Source organism: Rahnella ecdela (genome assembly GCF_019049625.1).
Taxonomy (GTDB): Bacteria; Pseudomonadota; Gammaproteobacteria; order Enterobacterales; family Enterobacteriaceae; genus Rahnella; species Rahnella ecdela.
On sequence record NZ_JAFMOY010000127.1, the window covers coordinates 80,236 to 95,487 of the forward strand.

Below are 15,252 nucleotides of genomic sequence, written 5' to 3' on the forward strand. Positions count from 1 at the left end.
CCCTGCGGATCAGGCAATCTGGCTCTGTACGGCCGCCGTGACTTTCGCAGGGGCGTGGGTAATCACAAAAGAAATATCGGTGCCCGGCTCCAGTCGCCTGATGGCCAGACCCTGCCCGTATAACAACGAAACGCGGTGATGCACATTCAGCAGACCGATTTTATTGCCGGGCATTTCATTGCGCGCCACGCGGTCAATGGTTTCCTGATTGATCCCGTGGCCGGTGTCTTTCACTGAGACCTTAATCCCTTCAGCCTGATGCTTCACTGAAATCACCACCACGCCTTTGCCACTGCATTTCTGAATACCGTGAACAATGGCGTTCTCCACCAGCGGCTGGATCAGCAGGCTGGGGATTTTCACTGAAATATCGTCATCAATGTCGTAAATCACCGTCAGTTTGCTGCCAAACCGTGCCTGTTCGATGGCGATATAATCCTGCACCTGATGCAGCTCTTTACGCAGGTCGATCAGCTCGTCGTTCAGTTCCAGGTTGTAGCGCAGATAACGGGAAAGATTGATGATCAGCTGACGCGCCACATCCGGTCTGGCACGAATTGACGATGAAATCGCGTTCAGCGCATTAAACAGAAAATGTGGGTTTATCTTGCTCTGTAACGCCCGCATTTCGGCTTTATTGGCCATTTCGCGCAGCTGTTCAGTACGCGAGACTTCCATCTGTGTGGACATAATTTGCGACAGCCCGATGGCCATCACTTTCAGCGAATAAGTAATACGATGCGGATCGCAATAATAGATTTTCAGCGAGCCGGTTACTTCGCCTTTTTCCCACAGCGGAATAATAATCAGAGAGTGGATCTGCGGCGTGCGGTCCATTTCATCATTGTTCCTGACCGTGATTTCGCCGCTTTCCAGCGAGGCTTTGGTCATCTCACTCAGGGATTCATGGCCGATATTATATTCATCCGCGCCCACGCCGACGTACGCCAGAATGTTTTTGGTATCCGTGATCGCCACCGCATCGGCATCAATATCCTCGCGGATAATGCGACAGATGCTGGCGAGGGAATTGGCATTAATATCGCGAAAATAGGGCAGCGTTTTATTAGCGATATCCAGCGCCAGACGCGCCTGTCGCGCAGCGATGACCTCTTTTTCATCTTCGACGCTTTGCACCAGCAACACTATCAGGCCGATGGAACTGGCGCCGAGTATCAGCGGTGCGGCGATATTCACGACAATATCCAGCCCGAGTGAAAATGGTCGCGCCATCAGCAAAATTAACACCATCGTCAGGGTTTCACACAGCATCCCGGCGATGATCCCGACTTTCCAGTGCAGCGCTTTTTTGACGTTTTTATTGATGTAGCCGGAAAGAAAACCGGCGGTGATACTGGTGATCAGACACGGTATGGACGTCGGCCCGTGAATGTCGATAAGAAAACGGTGCGTGCCCGAAATCAGGCCGGTAATGATCCCGACCCACGGACCGAACAAGATCCCGCCAGACATAATGGCGATGGTACGGACGTTAATCAGCGAGCCTTCGACGTTGATCCCGGAAAGCGTACCGAAAATCGCAAACAGTGAGAAAATGGCCGTTACCGCCGTCAGCTCCAGGGGCGTGTGGTTCTCATTTTCTTTATGCAGCAGTTTACGAAACAGCGGAGTACGCGTGAGGAAAAACAGACAAATAAGCATCAGCGCCGCACGGTCGAAGACCGCCAGCAGCATATCGAAAATGTGAGGCATGGCAGATTAACTCTTTGCGCGCTCAAGATAAGCGCGCCAAATGGATTCAGCCGTTATTATATGTAAAAGGTCAGACTTTCACCATCGGCAGACACAGGGGAGCCAACCGAGATGATTTCGTTATCAACGCCGCGGCTGATTATGCAGCCCATCCAGGCTGACGACTGGGCATTTTTCTTGCGGTTGTACCAGACGCCGGAAGTCATGCGCTTTATCGGCGATATCGAGCTGCCCGCACTGGTTCACACCCGTTTTGAGCAGCGTCTGGGCGACTGGGATCGCTATTGCGACTTCTGGTTATGTCTGCTGATCCGCGAAAAAGAAACCGGCGCCGCCGTGGGGCTGACAGGATTTTTCCCTGACTGGCGGCCTTACAAACAAGGTGAAGTCGGCTTTATTCTCGCCCCTGAGCATCAGCGCAAAGGTTATGCGGTGGAATCTTTGCGTGAAGTGCTGAACTTCGCCTTTGACCATTGTGGTTTCCATCGCCTGCAGGCCAACGTGCTCGAAGGCAACGACGGTTCGCGCCGGGTGCTGGAGAAATGCGGTTTCCAGATGGAGGGGCGGTTGCGTGACAGTTACCGGATTGGCGGCGAGTGGAAAAACGACTGGCTGCTGGGGCTGCTGGCGACCGATGCGCGCCCGTAGTCAAATCTGTTGTTAACAGACACAGTAAAAAATGTTGCTCAGTATCTCGACAGCCCTATTTCTCTGCGTTATGTTCGTTGAAGGTCGCAACGCGACCAGCGTCGCTCGGACGGTCCGGGCGCTTACGTATCCAGAGGAAATTATGGCTGATTCCAGTTCACCACGTCGTTTTTCACGTATTGATCGTCTTCCCCCTTATGTTTTCAACATCACCGCTGAACTGAAAATGGCCGCACGCCATCGCGGGGAAGACATTATTGATTTCAGTATGGGCAACCCTGACGGCCCGACACCGCCACACATTGTGGAAAAACTGGTGCAGGTTGCGCAGCGCGAAGACACGCATGGCTATTCGACATCACGCGGCATTCCGCGCCTGCGTCGTGCAATTTCCCGCTGGTATGCCGACCGCTATCATGTGGAGATCGACCCTGAAAGCGAAGCTATCGTTACCATCGGTTCGAAAGAGGGTCTGGCGCATCTGATGCTGGCGACCCTCGATCACGGTGATACTGTTCTGGTGCCCAATCCAAGTTATCCGATCCACATTTACGGCGCGGTGATCGCCGGTGCTCAGGTGCGTTCCGTGCCGCTGACAGAAGGTGTGGATTTCTTTGCTGAGCTGGAAAAAGCCATTCGTGAAACCATTCCGCGTCCGAAAATGATGATCCTCGGCTTCCCGTCCAACCCGACAGCGCAGTGCGTAGAGCTGGATTTCTTCGAACGCGTGGTGGCGCTGGCGAAACAGTACAACGTGCTGGTTATTCATGATCTGGCTTATGCCGACATCGTTTATGACGGCTGGAAAGCGCCGTCGATCATGCAGGTGCCGGGTGCGAAAGATATCGCGGTGGAATTCTTCACCCTGTCGAAAAGCTACAATATGGCGGGCTGGCGCATCGGTTTTATGGTCGGTAATCCGGAGCTGGTCAGCGCGCTGGCGCGTATCAAAAGTTATCACGATTACGGAACCTTCACGCCGTTACAGGTTGCCGCAATTGCCGCGCTGGAAGGTGATCAGCAATGTGTGAAAGACATTGCCGAACAATACCGTCAGCGCCGTAATGTACTGGTGCGTGGGCTGCATGAAGCGGGCTGGATGGTGGAAAACCCGAAAGCGTCGATGTATGTCTGGGCTAAAATTCCGCCCGCGTATGCGCATTTAGGTTCACTGGAATTCGCCAAACGCCTGCTGGCGGACGCCAAAGTTTGTGTGTCGCCGGGCATTGGTTTTGGTGATTACGGCGACACGCACGTGCGTTTCGCGCTGATCGAAAATCAGGACCGTATCCGCCAGGCCGTGCGCGGCATCAAAGCGATGTTCCGTGCCGACGGTTTACTGGCACCGAAAAAAGCCGCGGGAGAACCGCCGGTGGAGCAGGATCCGACCGCCAGCGCGTAAAACGCGTCCGTCAGTCAGACCGGGCTTCGGCCCGGTTTTTTATAACAATATTTTAACTTCTTTACCTTTCACGCCCGGCCTGTCCACAAAGTCTGCGTAATTCCTTTCTATACTCATTTTCTGTACTCATTCCCAAACGCTGTTTAACTGCTTACTTTATCCGGTCAGGAAACGCCTTATGAAAAACCGTTATTCGCTGTCCCAGATAAGCCTGCACTGGGCAACGTTACTGATGATTATTCTGACGTATACCGCAATGCTGACCCGGGACTATTTCCCTGAGGATAATCAGCCGCTGGTGCGTTTACTGCATTTCAATTTCGGGATTTGTGTCTGGCTGCTGATGTGTGCGCGTATATTTTTGCGCACCCGTTATGTCACGCCGGTCATCACGCCGCCTTTGCCACGCTGGCAGATTGCGGCATCGCACGCGGTACATGGCGTGTTGTACCTGCTGTTTCTCTCGCTGCCGGTGCTGGGCATGCTGACGCTGGAATACGGCGGGCGTGACTGGGTTCTGTTCGGCTGGCAGGTGCCGCAGTTCGTGACGCCGGATCCTTCCGTGCGCAGCACGGTGAAACAGGCGCATGAGTTCCTGGCGAACTGCGGTTATTACCTGATTGGCTTACATGCGCTGGCGGCCATTTATCATCATTACTTCCGAAAAGATGACACTTTATTACGCATGACGCCTTAACGGGGAATTCACCGGCAGAGGCCCTGCCGGTGACGGGCGGTTAAATCAGTTTTCATCCTGCTGGTAATGCACCACGCGGCGTTTCCCTTCAATCTGGATATCCGCCCATTTGCGCGGCGCAGGTTTAACTTCACCGTTGCGCAGCGCCTGTATCAGCATCTCTTTATCCTTATCTTCATACAGATAAAGTTCGCCGCTTTGCGCCCATTGTCCGGCCTGCTTAGCGTAAATCCGGCAGTTTATCGAAGGGGCATCCAGCGTATTACAGAGCAGGATCTCTTTTTGTCTGTCGCTGTTAAGATCCAGCGTATTAACGATGCACGCGCCCTGAACGCTCAGACAATCGCGCAGGGTATTGCGGTATTTTTCCAGTGCCGGAAGACCTTTCCACCAGACGTCATCCGGTTGTACCGCGCCTTTCGCCAGCGTGATCATCTTCTTTGCATCCTCAATACGATAATTTTTAGCCAGCGCATCGGCCTCTTTATCATTGTAGGAGCCCCAGCGGGAGGTCTGCGCCATCATATTTTTCACCGTGACCAGCAGACGCGGATCGGCGGTAAAAGCTGGATCTTGCAGCAATTTTGCCAGCGCCTCGTTACCACGACGGCCGGTCTCAAAACGCAGTAATTTGAGATCAAAATCCTTCGCCTGCGTTTTACCGCTGTCGAGCCGCGCCATCTGACTGTTCACGCTGATACGGTAAGGATCAAGCAGCGGGCTGTTGACCGCAATCACCAGCAACACCACTAACAATGACAACGGTTTATTGAACTGGTTAAGGCGCGATAGCCAGTCCGGGCGTTTATCTATGACGGAAAAACTGTAACAAATCGAGGCCGTGAGCGTGACCAAAATAATCAGCACGGCCCACAGGCGTTGCGGCGTCCAGCCGTATTGCGAAATCCGCACGCCCGTGGCGTATAACGCCAGCGCGGCATACACCGGCAGCAGCAAAATCGCCGCATTCACCAGCCAGCGGACAGCTTGCGGATAAGGTTTCACCCCGCTGTCGGTTTCACGCACCACGTTAACCAGCGCCAGCAGGCTCAGCGCCATAATAGTCAGCAGACTGGCGGCAGACCAGGTTTGCGACAATGCAGTCAGACCGGTGAAGGGCAGGGCGAACAGGAAAATCAGCGCCACGAAAGCGACCAGCGGCAGCAGGCCTTTGAGAATGAAACGGATAATATTCCGGGTGGTGTTCATCAGTGCCGGTTGGGTGCGGCAGGTAATGATGCTTATTCCCAGCAGCAGCCCGAAAACCAGATGCATAAACAGCGGCGTATCGAAAAACAGCTCGTGGAAATATTCAATGCCAATCACCCGGAACAGCGCAGCACACAGCGCCAGCACGCCGACGGTCAGCAGCATCAGCAGCAAAGTGAGCAGGGCACACAGCACATTCTGGCTGTAGCAGGCCGAAAGATGAGCGTAACGGTAGCGGTTCTGCGCCGTGAACGTCTGCACCTGTAACCAGGGCAGCGCAAAAAATACCATTGCCACCAGCGAAAGATTAAACGGCACCATCACCGAATCTGCCGGTGTGCCGGTCACGTTACTTTTTACCCACGCCGCCAGTCCCGCCAGCAGCAAGGCCATAAACGCCGTTGCGCCCCAGAACCTGCGATCATTCAGCTGCACCAGCGACAACGAAATTATCACCGGTAATGTGAATGCCATAGTCTGGCCGTAAATATTGTGAGAGAAACCCGACTGCGTTACCGCCGGGGTGTCTGAGAAAAAGTAATACAGCAAAAGTCCCTGCAACAGGCAGACAAACATGATCAGCCAGCGGGAAGGAACGGGCGGAAGGGGCATGCTAAGACCAGCCCGATTGAACTGAGACATCCGTGACTCTCCGAAAGTGTAAGGGGAAGTAATGCTAAAACATCCGCCAGTGTAGTGGTTTCCGCATCTCGGCGCAGAAAAGTCTTTCGTAGCGGGGAAGTGGCATTGTGTGAGCATTACCACATAACTGGCAAAATCAGCTGCAGTCACTAGGCTTAAGTATTGGATGGAGTATTTCGAGGTGAAAATGGCAGAACACGAACTGAAAGAAAAACGCATTGAAATCGTTAAGAATTTCTACGCCAAACTGGATCAGGCTGATTCATCCTTGCTGGATCTCTTTGCTGAAGATGTGGTGCTTTTTTTTCCGAAATTTGGCACTGCGCAGGGCAAGTCATCCCTGGGAGAACTGGGAAAACGCTTTGCCCTGGAAATCGACAAGATCCAACATATTCAGGATGCTTTCCGGTTTCTCAGCGACGGTGACACCATTGTGCTGGAAGGGCAGATGCGTGGCGTGATGCAAAACGGTGACCGCTGGCCAACCTCGGAAGCCGGCAGCCATCATTTTTGTACGGTATTTGCGTTTGATGATTTGCTGATTAAACGGCTGAGCATTTATCTCGATCCTGACTTTAATCTTGAGGACAAAAAGCGGGTGAACAATTACCGTCAGGCGGTGAAAAGTGAAGAAAATAAAACCTGAAGCTGCTCTTTAATCATCTCAAAAAAGAAAGATAGCCGCCTCAACCGACGGCTATCTATCGCCCACTACCGAACATCAGGATTCGGCAGGGACAACGCTGTTTTTGTAGCGTTGCAGTATCGGAGAATTCACCTCCGACGGATTCTGCAATTGCCACAGATTACGGTCGATACCGTCATTGACCAGATAAATAACCCCGGATTCAATCGCCGACATCAGGCACAACATCACAGGTTCATTGGTGGTATAGCCCAGTTCGCCTTCCAGCAGACGCTGATAGTCGATAAAGCGGAACACCCCGGCCTGCACTTCATAGGACAAAATCGTCTTGCTGGTATTCACAGACGACAGAACTTCCCCGGTATTGACGTCGACAGCACGCAGATTCACGGCTATCTGGTCCAACTGGTACTGCGTACTGGCACCGATACCGAAGTAACGCGCTCCGATGCCGCCCGATTTCACATTGCTTTCATAGCCGATAATCGAGCCTTCAATCAAAATATTCGCCGCCACTAAAGAAGAGAGTGGTCGCTGGTTATTGATAGCGACGCTGCCATTTTCCTGAGCTGCCCGAATAATTTTGCGTTCATTAAGCAGGTTTTGCAGTCCCTGGCGTTCCAGCGGGATAAACCATTTGGAGTCTTTTAACGCTGAGACCAGCATCGCCGTGGCGCTTTGCGGCACCGCAGTCGAGAAGTTACTCGCCGGATACGGTTTGAACTGCCCGGTTTCATCCTGAATATTATAAACGGAGACAAAAACACGTCCCTTCGGTGACGGGAGGTGGGTCAGGTCGGTATAACTCGGTGCCCGCGGCAATAATGTTGGTCTGGCGGCTTCTTTCGGGGGCGCTGTGAGACACCCGCTCAACACAAAAACTGCGATGAGTAATAAATAGCTGCGCATGATGGTGTTCCTGTTTTTATTGGTCGTCGGAATCAGTTGGTCGTGGCAGACAGGCCCTGAACCTGAATGGTGGAAATCTTGCCAGTTTTACGGTCAGTGACGTTCATCACCAGCTGGCCGTCGGTATTCTGGATATCCACAATGAAGTCCTGCGTCACCAGCCGTCCCGGTTTACCCTGATTCACATTGCCCATCAGGCTGCCCAGTAACTGCGACTGTATCGACGCCGTGAAGTTATCCAGCGCCGAAGTGCCGGTGGTGCCGAAATCGTACGAGTCCGGATCTTTGTAGGAATTCTGCGCCTGGGCTTCATTAAGCAGGAACGCACCATTATTCGGGTTGCCGCCGAAATTCGGGTTAATGAACTGGAATACCATGTTGCCTCCCCAGGAAACCGGGGACGCCGTCAGTAATGCCAGCAGCATGACTGAACGCGAAGCAGAGACTGGAATATTCACGATGCTCTCCTTAGAAGAGGCTGTGCATTAAAATTCGTCATGGGCAAGATCCCCGGTGCCAAGTAATGCTTTGTCCAGCTGACGTCTTGATAACGCCTCGGTCACGCCGGCCAGCGCGGTATCGACGTCCTTTCCAAAATTACGACGGTTTGGAAACAGCAGGGTTTGATAAAGGGTGTCCTGACCTATTTTTATGGTGATCCAACTGCCCCAGCGGGCGCTGGGTCTTTCTGAAATCGTGATGGTTTCCGGGTAGTTCAGTTCCCATTTGGCGGTGAAGCCACGATAAAAATCGTGACCCACCGACGTCACTGTATGGTCGGTAATCAGCCCGGGGTCTTTTATATCCGCAGCCTGCACATGCAGGCAGGTGGCGCAAAGCAGCGCCAGCCAGAGCCAGAAGCTTCTGATGCAAATAGTCATGATGTCAGCGCTTGAGATTGTCATTCGCCCAGGACGCCGCCTGAGTACGGTTTTTTACCGAGATTTTCCTGAATAAATTATAAAGATGCGTTTTCACGGTGTTTTCGCTGATAAACAGAAGCTGTGCGATTTCCGTGTTGGACGCACCCACACGCAACTTATTGAGGATCTCTTTTTCGCGATGGGTCAGGCCGGTGTCTTCCGTATGCATGTGCCTGAAAGCGCCGGACTGATTGATCAGATAGCTGGCGAAGCCCTGAGAGAAATAGCATTCTCCGCGGATCACGCTGCGGATCCCTTCCACCAGATGTTCTTCATCAGTTGAAAGATAAAAGACAGCACTTATTCGCGGCCAGGTTTCTATTTCCCGAAAATGGTAATTATCGGGTGTATTTAATAATAATAACTTCACACTCTCGTGATAACGGTTAATGACGGATTGCCAGACCTCAATAGTCCGCCGGTCAGCTTCCATCATATCGAACAGAATAAGCGTCTGATGAAGATACTGATCCTCCAGTGTTTTATGAATACTGTGTAACCGGGTACTGACACAAAGTTGCTGTTTTAATTGCTGCAATAAAGCACTGGCTTGTAATGATGGTTTGGTCACTAATAAAAGAATATTATTATTGATTGCTGCTTCATTACTCATAATGAAACCCTGCCCTGATTTTATAGCCACAGCCTGCCGCACCTGTTAATAAACAGGCCGGTAATAGACTGAGATTTTATTATGCTAAATCTATAGCTTTATATTTGCTGTGCATTTCTGAAAGTAGCAAATAAACGCGGTCTTAGGCACATAATATTTTTGCTCGCAATATGTGCGGTACAGACTCAATTTAGCTTTTGGTTTACCTTACGCAAGGCTTATTTATGTTTCAAAATGTAACGCAAAATGTATAAAGTTTTCTTAATGTATTGTCATAAGCATGAGATGTGCTTCTTAAAAAAAACTTAAGTAATAACTTTACACTATCTTAACGTTCGGCCTTGTTATGACAGCGAATTTAAATAAATCCTGACCTGACTATTCGATGCGATACAGCAACAGGGCGCATGATTCCTCTTTAATAACTCAAATAACTGCATCCTGTATAATCGATTTCACTTAGGTGAGACCGCTTTTAAGCCCGTTTGTCCATGCGCAAAGCGGCCTGCGGACGGGTGAAATGGCGTGGAAGGCACAATGTTAAGGGTTAGAAATGTGGCGGCGATCTCTTTTAATGCCTTTTTAAGCCTGCCGGGATATTAGGAATAGTTGCATTTGTGTGATTATTTACGCTGATGTTTCCTGGCACTTTAGGATTAATGCCATGGGGTCGATTAGCGTCATTGACGTATTACGGATCCATTCTGGTCAATCCGCATGAGAAGTGGCGTCTCATACTTTTTAATGAAGTTCAAAATTAAAATACGACGTGCGGGTGAGTTTCTTATTTTCGCCAAACACCATAATCAATTCGTCAACAGCAATAACCCGGTGAGCAAATACACAGTCACCGGTGATATACAGGGTGACGAAATGAAAAAGACTTTGCTGACCCTGGCGTTACTTTCAGTATCCTGGGTCGTTCACGCTCAGCAGTTTGATATGGCTTACTCAGAAATGAGTTCTGGTAATCCGGATCAGGTTTTTGCTGGCGCGAGGAATTCATCGGGGAATTCATCAACGATTTACCAGAACGGTAATAGCAATCTGGCTGCGAATAATCAGACGGGTTATGGAAATTCCAGCGTAATCCGACAATCAGGCGCAGACAATACTGCGGTGGTAAATCAGCGAGGTAATGGAAATAACGCCGATATATCCCAAAGCGGCAGCGATAACTTTGCCTATATATCGCAAAGCGGCGGCGGGGATGCATCCATTACGCAACAGAATTTTGGCAATACGGCTTACATTCTGCAAAAAGGCCGGAGTGTGACGGAAATTCGCCAGAATGGTACGAACCAGAGCAGCGGTGTCGTACAAAACTCGTCAGGAATGGCGATTAGAGTGACACAGCATTAAAACACAAAATTTTACTCAAAATAGTTCGAGATGCAGGAAGGTGGCCAACTCGGGAAGCGCCGGGAGCTTAGATAACTAAGCGACGGGTGTGAGCGAGCGCAGCCAACGCATCTGAAATTCGAAGTATGAAAAGTAAAACGTTTTTTATGACATCCGATATTAAACCAATGGGGTAGCATCATGAAACTTTGGAAAATTGTGGCAGTCTCCGCTTTAGTCGTCAGTGGCAGTGCATTTGCAACCGGTCCAAGTCATGGTGGTGGTGGCGGCGGTGGTCCTTCTACACCTCCGTCAACAGTGCCGACGTTTACTGCGACTCAGTGGAATTCTGAAATTCAGATTTACCAACAGGGTACTTCAAACCTGGCGAACGCCACTCAGACTGGCGCACAAAAATCGCTGACTGCGATTAACCAGGACGGCTACAGAAACAGCGCCGGTACCAATCAGACCGGTGATGGCAGCCTGATCAGCGTAGTGCAAAAGGGTGACTACAACGGTGCTAACGTAGCGCAGAGCGCCAACGGCAGCAAAGTGCTTGTCTCCCAGAACGGTTCAGGCAACTACGCTCAGGCTTCACAAAGTGCTAATGGCTCTCTGACCAGCATTACTCAGGTCGGTACAGCTAACCTGGCCTACGCGTCACAAAACTGATTAGCGCTCCCTCCCCTGAGAAGGGGAGGAGCAACACAGAACAGGGCACTAGCCCTGTTTTTTTTCGACCGGACTCTGAGGATAAACGCTATGCATTTGCTCCTGATTGCCGCCGTAATGTCCAACCAGCTGTGGTTCGACACCAGCAACGACGCACAGACCTATGTTATTACCCCGATGGTCAATCTCACCAAGGCCTGCGCCTGTCAGGTGGCGGTTTCCGTTTCACAGGAGGGCGTGGCGGGTTCCAGCACCAGCCGTCAGAGCAGCAACGTGAACCTTTCTGCTAATCAGCCGCAACCTCTCGGTCGTATGCGTTTTTCTGTTCAGCCGGGCAGTAAAACCCAGATTATGATCACGGTAACGGACGGCGGAACGCTGCGTCTGGAAAAACAGATCACCCTGCCGAATGACGCCTGATTTCCGAGGATCACACCGCCAGATTGTCGTAGCCTTTGCGGCGGTAATTGAGCGCAGAAATACCCCAGAACACCAGAAAAATCGCCACGGCGGCGTATCCGACACTGCCCATATTGTCATTAAGACGTTCGACAATCGTCCATAATCCGCCGTGCAAATCCAGTTTGTCGGCCATCAGACCGAGCGCTTCCAGCCCGCCGATAAACAGCGCGATCACCACGCTGGTGGCGGTGATGGTCATGTTGTAATAGAGCTTACGCACCGGTTTATCAAACGCCCAGCCGTAAGCACCGACCATCACAAAATTATCCAGTGAATCGACCAGCGCCATGCCGCTGGCAAACAGTGCCGGAAAAACCAGAATGCTCCACACCGACATCCCGGACGACGCGCCTGCGGCAGAAATCCCCAGCAGGCCGATTTCAGTCGCGGTATCAAAGCCCAGCCCGAACAAAAAACCCACCAGATACATCTGCCAGCTTTTATTCACCAGATTAAAGGCGAAGCTGAAAATCCGGCTCATCATACCGCCCTGTACCGCGTAAATTTCTTCTTCGGCGGTAAAGTTTTTACCCTGTTTCACTTTCTGAAAACGACGGTAAACGTCGCGCAGGATCAGCGCATTCAGCAGTGCCATCAGCAGTAAAAACAGTGCGGAAACCAGCGTGCCAATAGTGCTGCCGTACTCATGCAGCCAGCCGATTTTAGTGCCAAACACCAGCGACGTGGCGGCAATCGCCACGCAGGCCAGCACCACAATGCTGGAATGTCCGAGCGAGAAAAATGCCCCGACGGCGACCGGGCGCTGACCCTGTTGCATCAGCTTTCGGGTGACGTTATCAATGGCGGCAATATGATCGGCATCGACCGCGTGACGCAATCCGTAGCTGTAAGCCATTAATGACGCAGCGACCAGTGCTGCGTTGTGGCGAAAGACCGCCAGTGCCCATCCCCAGGCGAGTAAATTCACAGCCACCAGTCCGGCTAACAGCCAGAAAGCGCGGCGGTTCGAAGAGAAAAATTGACGGTTAATCATGGAGATCCTTATTTTTATAACCAGAAGAATTCTGAGCAGAAGCATGTTGCAGACGGGCGCAGGCAATGAGTGCCTGACCGAGCGCCAGGCCGCCATCACCGGCGGGAATGTTTTGCGGCATCAGCACATTCAGGTGCGCTAAATAGTGATGTAAAAGCTGACGCAGCAGGCGGTTATGCAGCACACCGCCGCCGATGGCGACGGTGCGGATGCCGGTTCTGGCCGCATGATAACGGGCGAGGGCGGCAAAGCCCTGAGCGAGGGCGTCATGAAAAGCGAAAGCCCGTGCGGCGTGCGGTGCCTGCCAGTCGAGCCACTGCTGCCAGAACGTCGTCATATCCAGAAATGTTCCGTTTTCGGTATGCCGCAGCGGCATTGTGACCGGATGTGAAATCCCGTGCGCATGATGTGCCAGCGCTTCTAACCGGCTCGCGGCTTCGCCTTCCCAGCTGAGCTCTCGGGGCACACAGCCCAGCGCGGCGGCGACGGCATCAAATAAACGCCCGCAGGAAGATGCCAATGGTGAATTGATGCCGGCAGCGATGGCTTTTGACAGCGGCTGCCACGGTTGTGAAAGCACTGATTGTGCTTGCGGGTGCGTCTGCCAGTCCGGCACGAACGATTGCCATTGCGCCAGTAAATTACGCCACGGTTCACGTGCAGCGCGATCGCCACCGGGCAGGGCGACGGCCGGTAATCCACCCAAATGTTCGCAGTGCAGATAACCCGCCAGCAAACATTCGCCGCCCCACAGACTGTCTTTTTCGCCATAACCGAGGCCGTCCAGCGCCAGACCAATTACCTTTCCGCCATCCACTGGCCAGTGGTGTTCGGCCAGACAGGCGGCGATATGGGCGTGATGATGAAAGACATCTACTATGCGTATTGCGTGGTTTTCTGCCTGATGGTGGCTGACATAACCCGGATGGGCATCGCGCGCGACAGCCACCGGCGTACAGTCATAAAGTCGCCGGAAATGTTCAATTGCCTGCTGCTGTTGCTCTGCAATATCACTGTGCGTCAGCGAACCGAAATGCGTACTCAGAATGGCCTGATGACCGCGTACCAGACAAAAAGTATTTTTAAGGTCGCCGCCCAGCGCCAGTAGCGGTGGCTGAAGGTTAAAGCCCGGCGGCAGCGGCAGCGCATCGGGCACATAACCGCGCGCACGCCGCAGCACCTCCGTTCCCTGCGCGGTCAGCCGCACCAGCGAATCATCGGCTCGCTGAACAATGTTGCGGTTGTGCAATAACCACAGATCGGCAATTCCGCTCAGTTGCTCAAGCGCCTCCATGTTTGTCAGCGCCGGAGCACGACCGGCGGCATTACCGGACGTCATCACCAGCGGGGTCTGACACGCCTGCATCAGCAAATGATGCAATGGCGTGAACGGCAACATCAGGCCGGTTTCATCAAGCTCAGGCGCAACGGCTGCGCATAGCGGCGATATTGCGCTTTTCGTCGTCAGCACAATCGGTGCTGCGGGGGATCCGAGCAGTTCCCGCAGCGCAAACTGCGGACTGTCGTCGCTGCATCGTGCCAGCCAGCTGATATCCGGCAGCATCACCCCCAGCGGTTTGGTCGGACGATGTTTACGTTCACGCAGCTGCATCACCGCGTCCTGCTGTGTGGCATCGCAGGCCAGATGAAAACCGCCCAGCCCTTTGATGGCGACGATTTTCCCCGCCCGCAATGCGGCAACGGCGTGTTCCAGCGCGGCCTGCTCCTGCGCCAGTATTTTGCCATCCTGAAATGTCGCACTGACCTGTGGGCCGCAGTGCGGACAGGCCACCGGCTGGGCGTGAAAACGCCGGTCGGCAGGATTGTCATATTCCTGCTGGCAGGCCGGACACAGCGCGAATTGCGCCATGCTGGTGGAAGGACGATCGTAAGGCATAGCGCGGATCAGCGTAAAACGCGGACCGCAGTGGGTGCAGTTAGTAAAGGCATAACCGAAACGCCGGTCGCCGTGGCGGAGAATATCCTGCAAGCATTCCGGACAGGTCGCCGCATCGGGTGCCACCTGCGTGTCCATCTGGCTCTGACGACTTGGCGTGATGGTGAAATCTTTCGGTGGTGTTTTCCAGTCGAAAGGATCGAAACTGATGCTGTCGATACGCGCCAGCGGCGGGCAGTCGCGTTGTAACTGGCCAATAAATGTTTCGATGTTAACCGGCGCAAGCAGCCTGATTTCAACACCGGCACTGTCATTGCAGACTTCGCCACAAAGCCGGAGACGGTCAGCCAGTTGCCAGATAAATGGCCTGAAGCCGACGCCCTGGACCTTGCCTGAGATGCGAATGAGTAAGCCAGACATACATACCTCATACCCTTCATCCTTCGAACCGCAGATGCGTTGGCTGCACTCGCGAACCCGA

General features: G+C 52.7%; 15 protein-coding genes. 7 read left to right on the forward strand and 8 right to left on the reverse strand.

Annotated features, from left to right (window positions below; genetic code table 11):
- Positions 1–9: 9 nt before the first annotated feature.
- A complete protein-coding gene (locus J1784_RS14040; protein WP_217149744.1) occupies positions 10–1,713 on the reverse strand; it encodes a sensor histidine kinase in 1,704 nt (567 codons plus the stop codon).
- Positions 1,714–1,824: 111 nt separating this feature from the next.
- On the opposite strand from J1784_RS14040, the gene J1784_RS14045 reads away from it, so the two are divergent.
- From J1784_RS14045 to J1784_RS14055, 3 genes are all read left to right on the forward strand, one after another.
- Positions 1,825–2,361, forward strand: coding sequence for a GNAT family N-acetyltransferase (locus J1784_RS14045; RefSeq protein ID WP_217149745.1), 537 nt, complete (start codon positions 1,825–1,827; stop codon positions 2,359–2,361).
- 142 nt (positions 2,362–2,503) lie between these two features.
- A complete protein-coding gene (gene alaC, locus J1784_RS14050; protein ID WP_217149746.1) occupies positions 2,504–3,763 on the forward strand; it encodes an alanine transaminase in 1,260 nt (419 codons plus the stop codon).
- A 178-nt stretch (positions 3,764–3,941) separates the two neighbouring features.
- Entirely contained in the window at positions 3,942–4,460 is a 519-nt protein-coding gene (locus J1784_RS14055) for a cytochrome b (RefSeq protein WP_217149747.1), read from the forward strand.
- Between the two features lie 45 nt (positions 4,461–4,505).
- On the opposite strand, the gene J1784_RS14060 is transcribed toward J1784_RS14055, so the two are convergent.
- Positions 4,506–6,311, reverse strand: a complete 1,806-nt coding sequence (locus J1784_RS14060; protein ID WP_217149748.1) for a DUF4153 domain-containing protein — start codon at positions 6,309–6,311, stop codon at positions 4,506–4,508.
- A 187-nt stretch (positions 6,312–6,498) separates the two neighbouring features.
- On the opposite strand from J1784_RS14060, the gene J1784_RS14065 reads away from it, so the two are divergent.
- Positions 6,499–6,957 (forward strand): nuclear transport factor 2 family protein, encoded by a 459-nt coding sequence (locus J1784_RS14065; protein ID WP_217149749.1) that lies wholly within the window; start codon positions 6,499–6,501, stop codon positions 6,955–6,957.
- Between the two features lie 75 nt (positions 6,958–7,032).
- On the opposite strand, the gene csgG is transcribed toward J1784_RS14065, so the two are convergent.
- The 4 genes from csgG to csgD are packed head-to-tail and all read right to left on the reverse strand — an operon-like array spanning position 7,033 to position 9,402.
- Complete coding sequence (csgG, locus tag J1784_RS14070; RefSeq protein ID WP_120507227.1) at positions 7,033–7,866, reverse strand: curli production assembly/transport protein CsgG; 834 nt, start codon at positions 7,864–7,866, stop codon at positions 7,033–7,035.
- 32 nt (positions 7,867–7,898) lie between these two features.
- Complete coding sequence (csgF, locus tag J1784_RS14075; RefSeq protein WP_112290770.1) at positions 7,899–8,291, reverse strand: curli production assembly/transport protein CsgF; 393 nt, start codon at positions 8,289–8,291, stop codon at positions 7,899–7,901.
- A 60-nt stretch (positions 8,292–8,351) separates the two neighbouring features.
- Positions 8,352–8,771 carry a curli production assembly/transport protein CsgE gene (csgE, locus tag J1784_RS14080; protein ID WP_420803972.1) on the reverse strand — a complete coding sequence of 140 codons (420 nt, stop codon included), beginning with the start codon at positions 8,769–8,771 and terminating at the stop codon, positions 8,352–8,354.
- Entirely contained in the window at positions 8,752–9,402 is a 651-nt protein-coding gene (gene csgD, locus J1784_RS14085) for a biofilm master transcriptional regulator CsgD (protein ID WP_217149750.1), read from the reverse strand. Before csgD ends, csgE begins: the two co-directional genes overlap by 20 nt.
- Before the next feature lie 873 nt (positions 9,403–10,275).
- Between csgD and J1784_RS14090 the strand changes: the two genes are divergently transcribed.
- From J1784_RS14090 to csgC, 3 genes are all read left to right on the forward strand, one after another.
- On the forward strand, positions 10,276–10,764 hold the full coding sequence (locus J1784_RS14090) for a curlin (RefSeq protein ID WP_120507446.1): 489 nt from the start codon (positions 10,276–10,278) through the stop codon (positions 10,762–10,764).
- Between the two features lie 180 nt (positions 10,765–10,944).
- Positions 10,945–11,418 carry a curli major subunit CsgA gene (gene csgA, locus J1784_RS14095; protein WP_120507225.1) on the forward strand — a complete coding sequence of 158 codons (474 nt, stop codon included), beginning with the start codon at positions 10,945–10,947 and terminating at the stop codon, positions 11,416–11,418.
- 90 nt (positions 11,419–11,508) lie between these two features.
- A complete protein-coding gene (gene csgC / locus J1784_RS14100) occupies positions 11,509–11,838 on the forward strand; it encodes a curli assembly chaperone CsgC (RefSeq protein ID WP_217149751.1) in 330 nt (109 codons plus the stop codon).
- 10 nt (positions 11,839–11,848) lie between these two features.
- Here csgC and J1784_RS14105 read toward each other — a convergent pair whose 3' ends face one another.
- Both J1784_RS14105 and hypF read right to left on the reverse strand, forming a co-directional pair.
- Positions 11,849–12,874 (reverse strand): HoxN/HupN/NixA family nickel/cobalt transporter, encoded by a 1,026-nt coding sequence (locus J1784_RS14105; protein ID WP_217149752.1) that lies wholly within the window; start codon positions 12,872–12,874, stop codon positions 11,849–11,851.
- Positions 12,867–15,191, reverse strand: coding sequence for a carbamoyltransferase HypF (gene hypF / locus J1784_RS14110; protein WP_217149753.1), 2,325 nt, complete (start codon positions 15,189–15,191; stop codon positions 12,867–12,869). The genes J1784_RS14105 and hypF overlap by 8 nt, the downstream gene beginning before the upstream one ends.
- Positions 15,192–15,252: the final 61 nt, after the last annotated feature.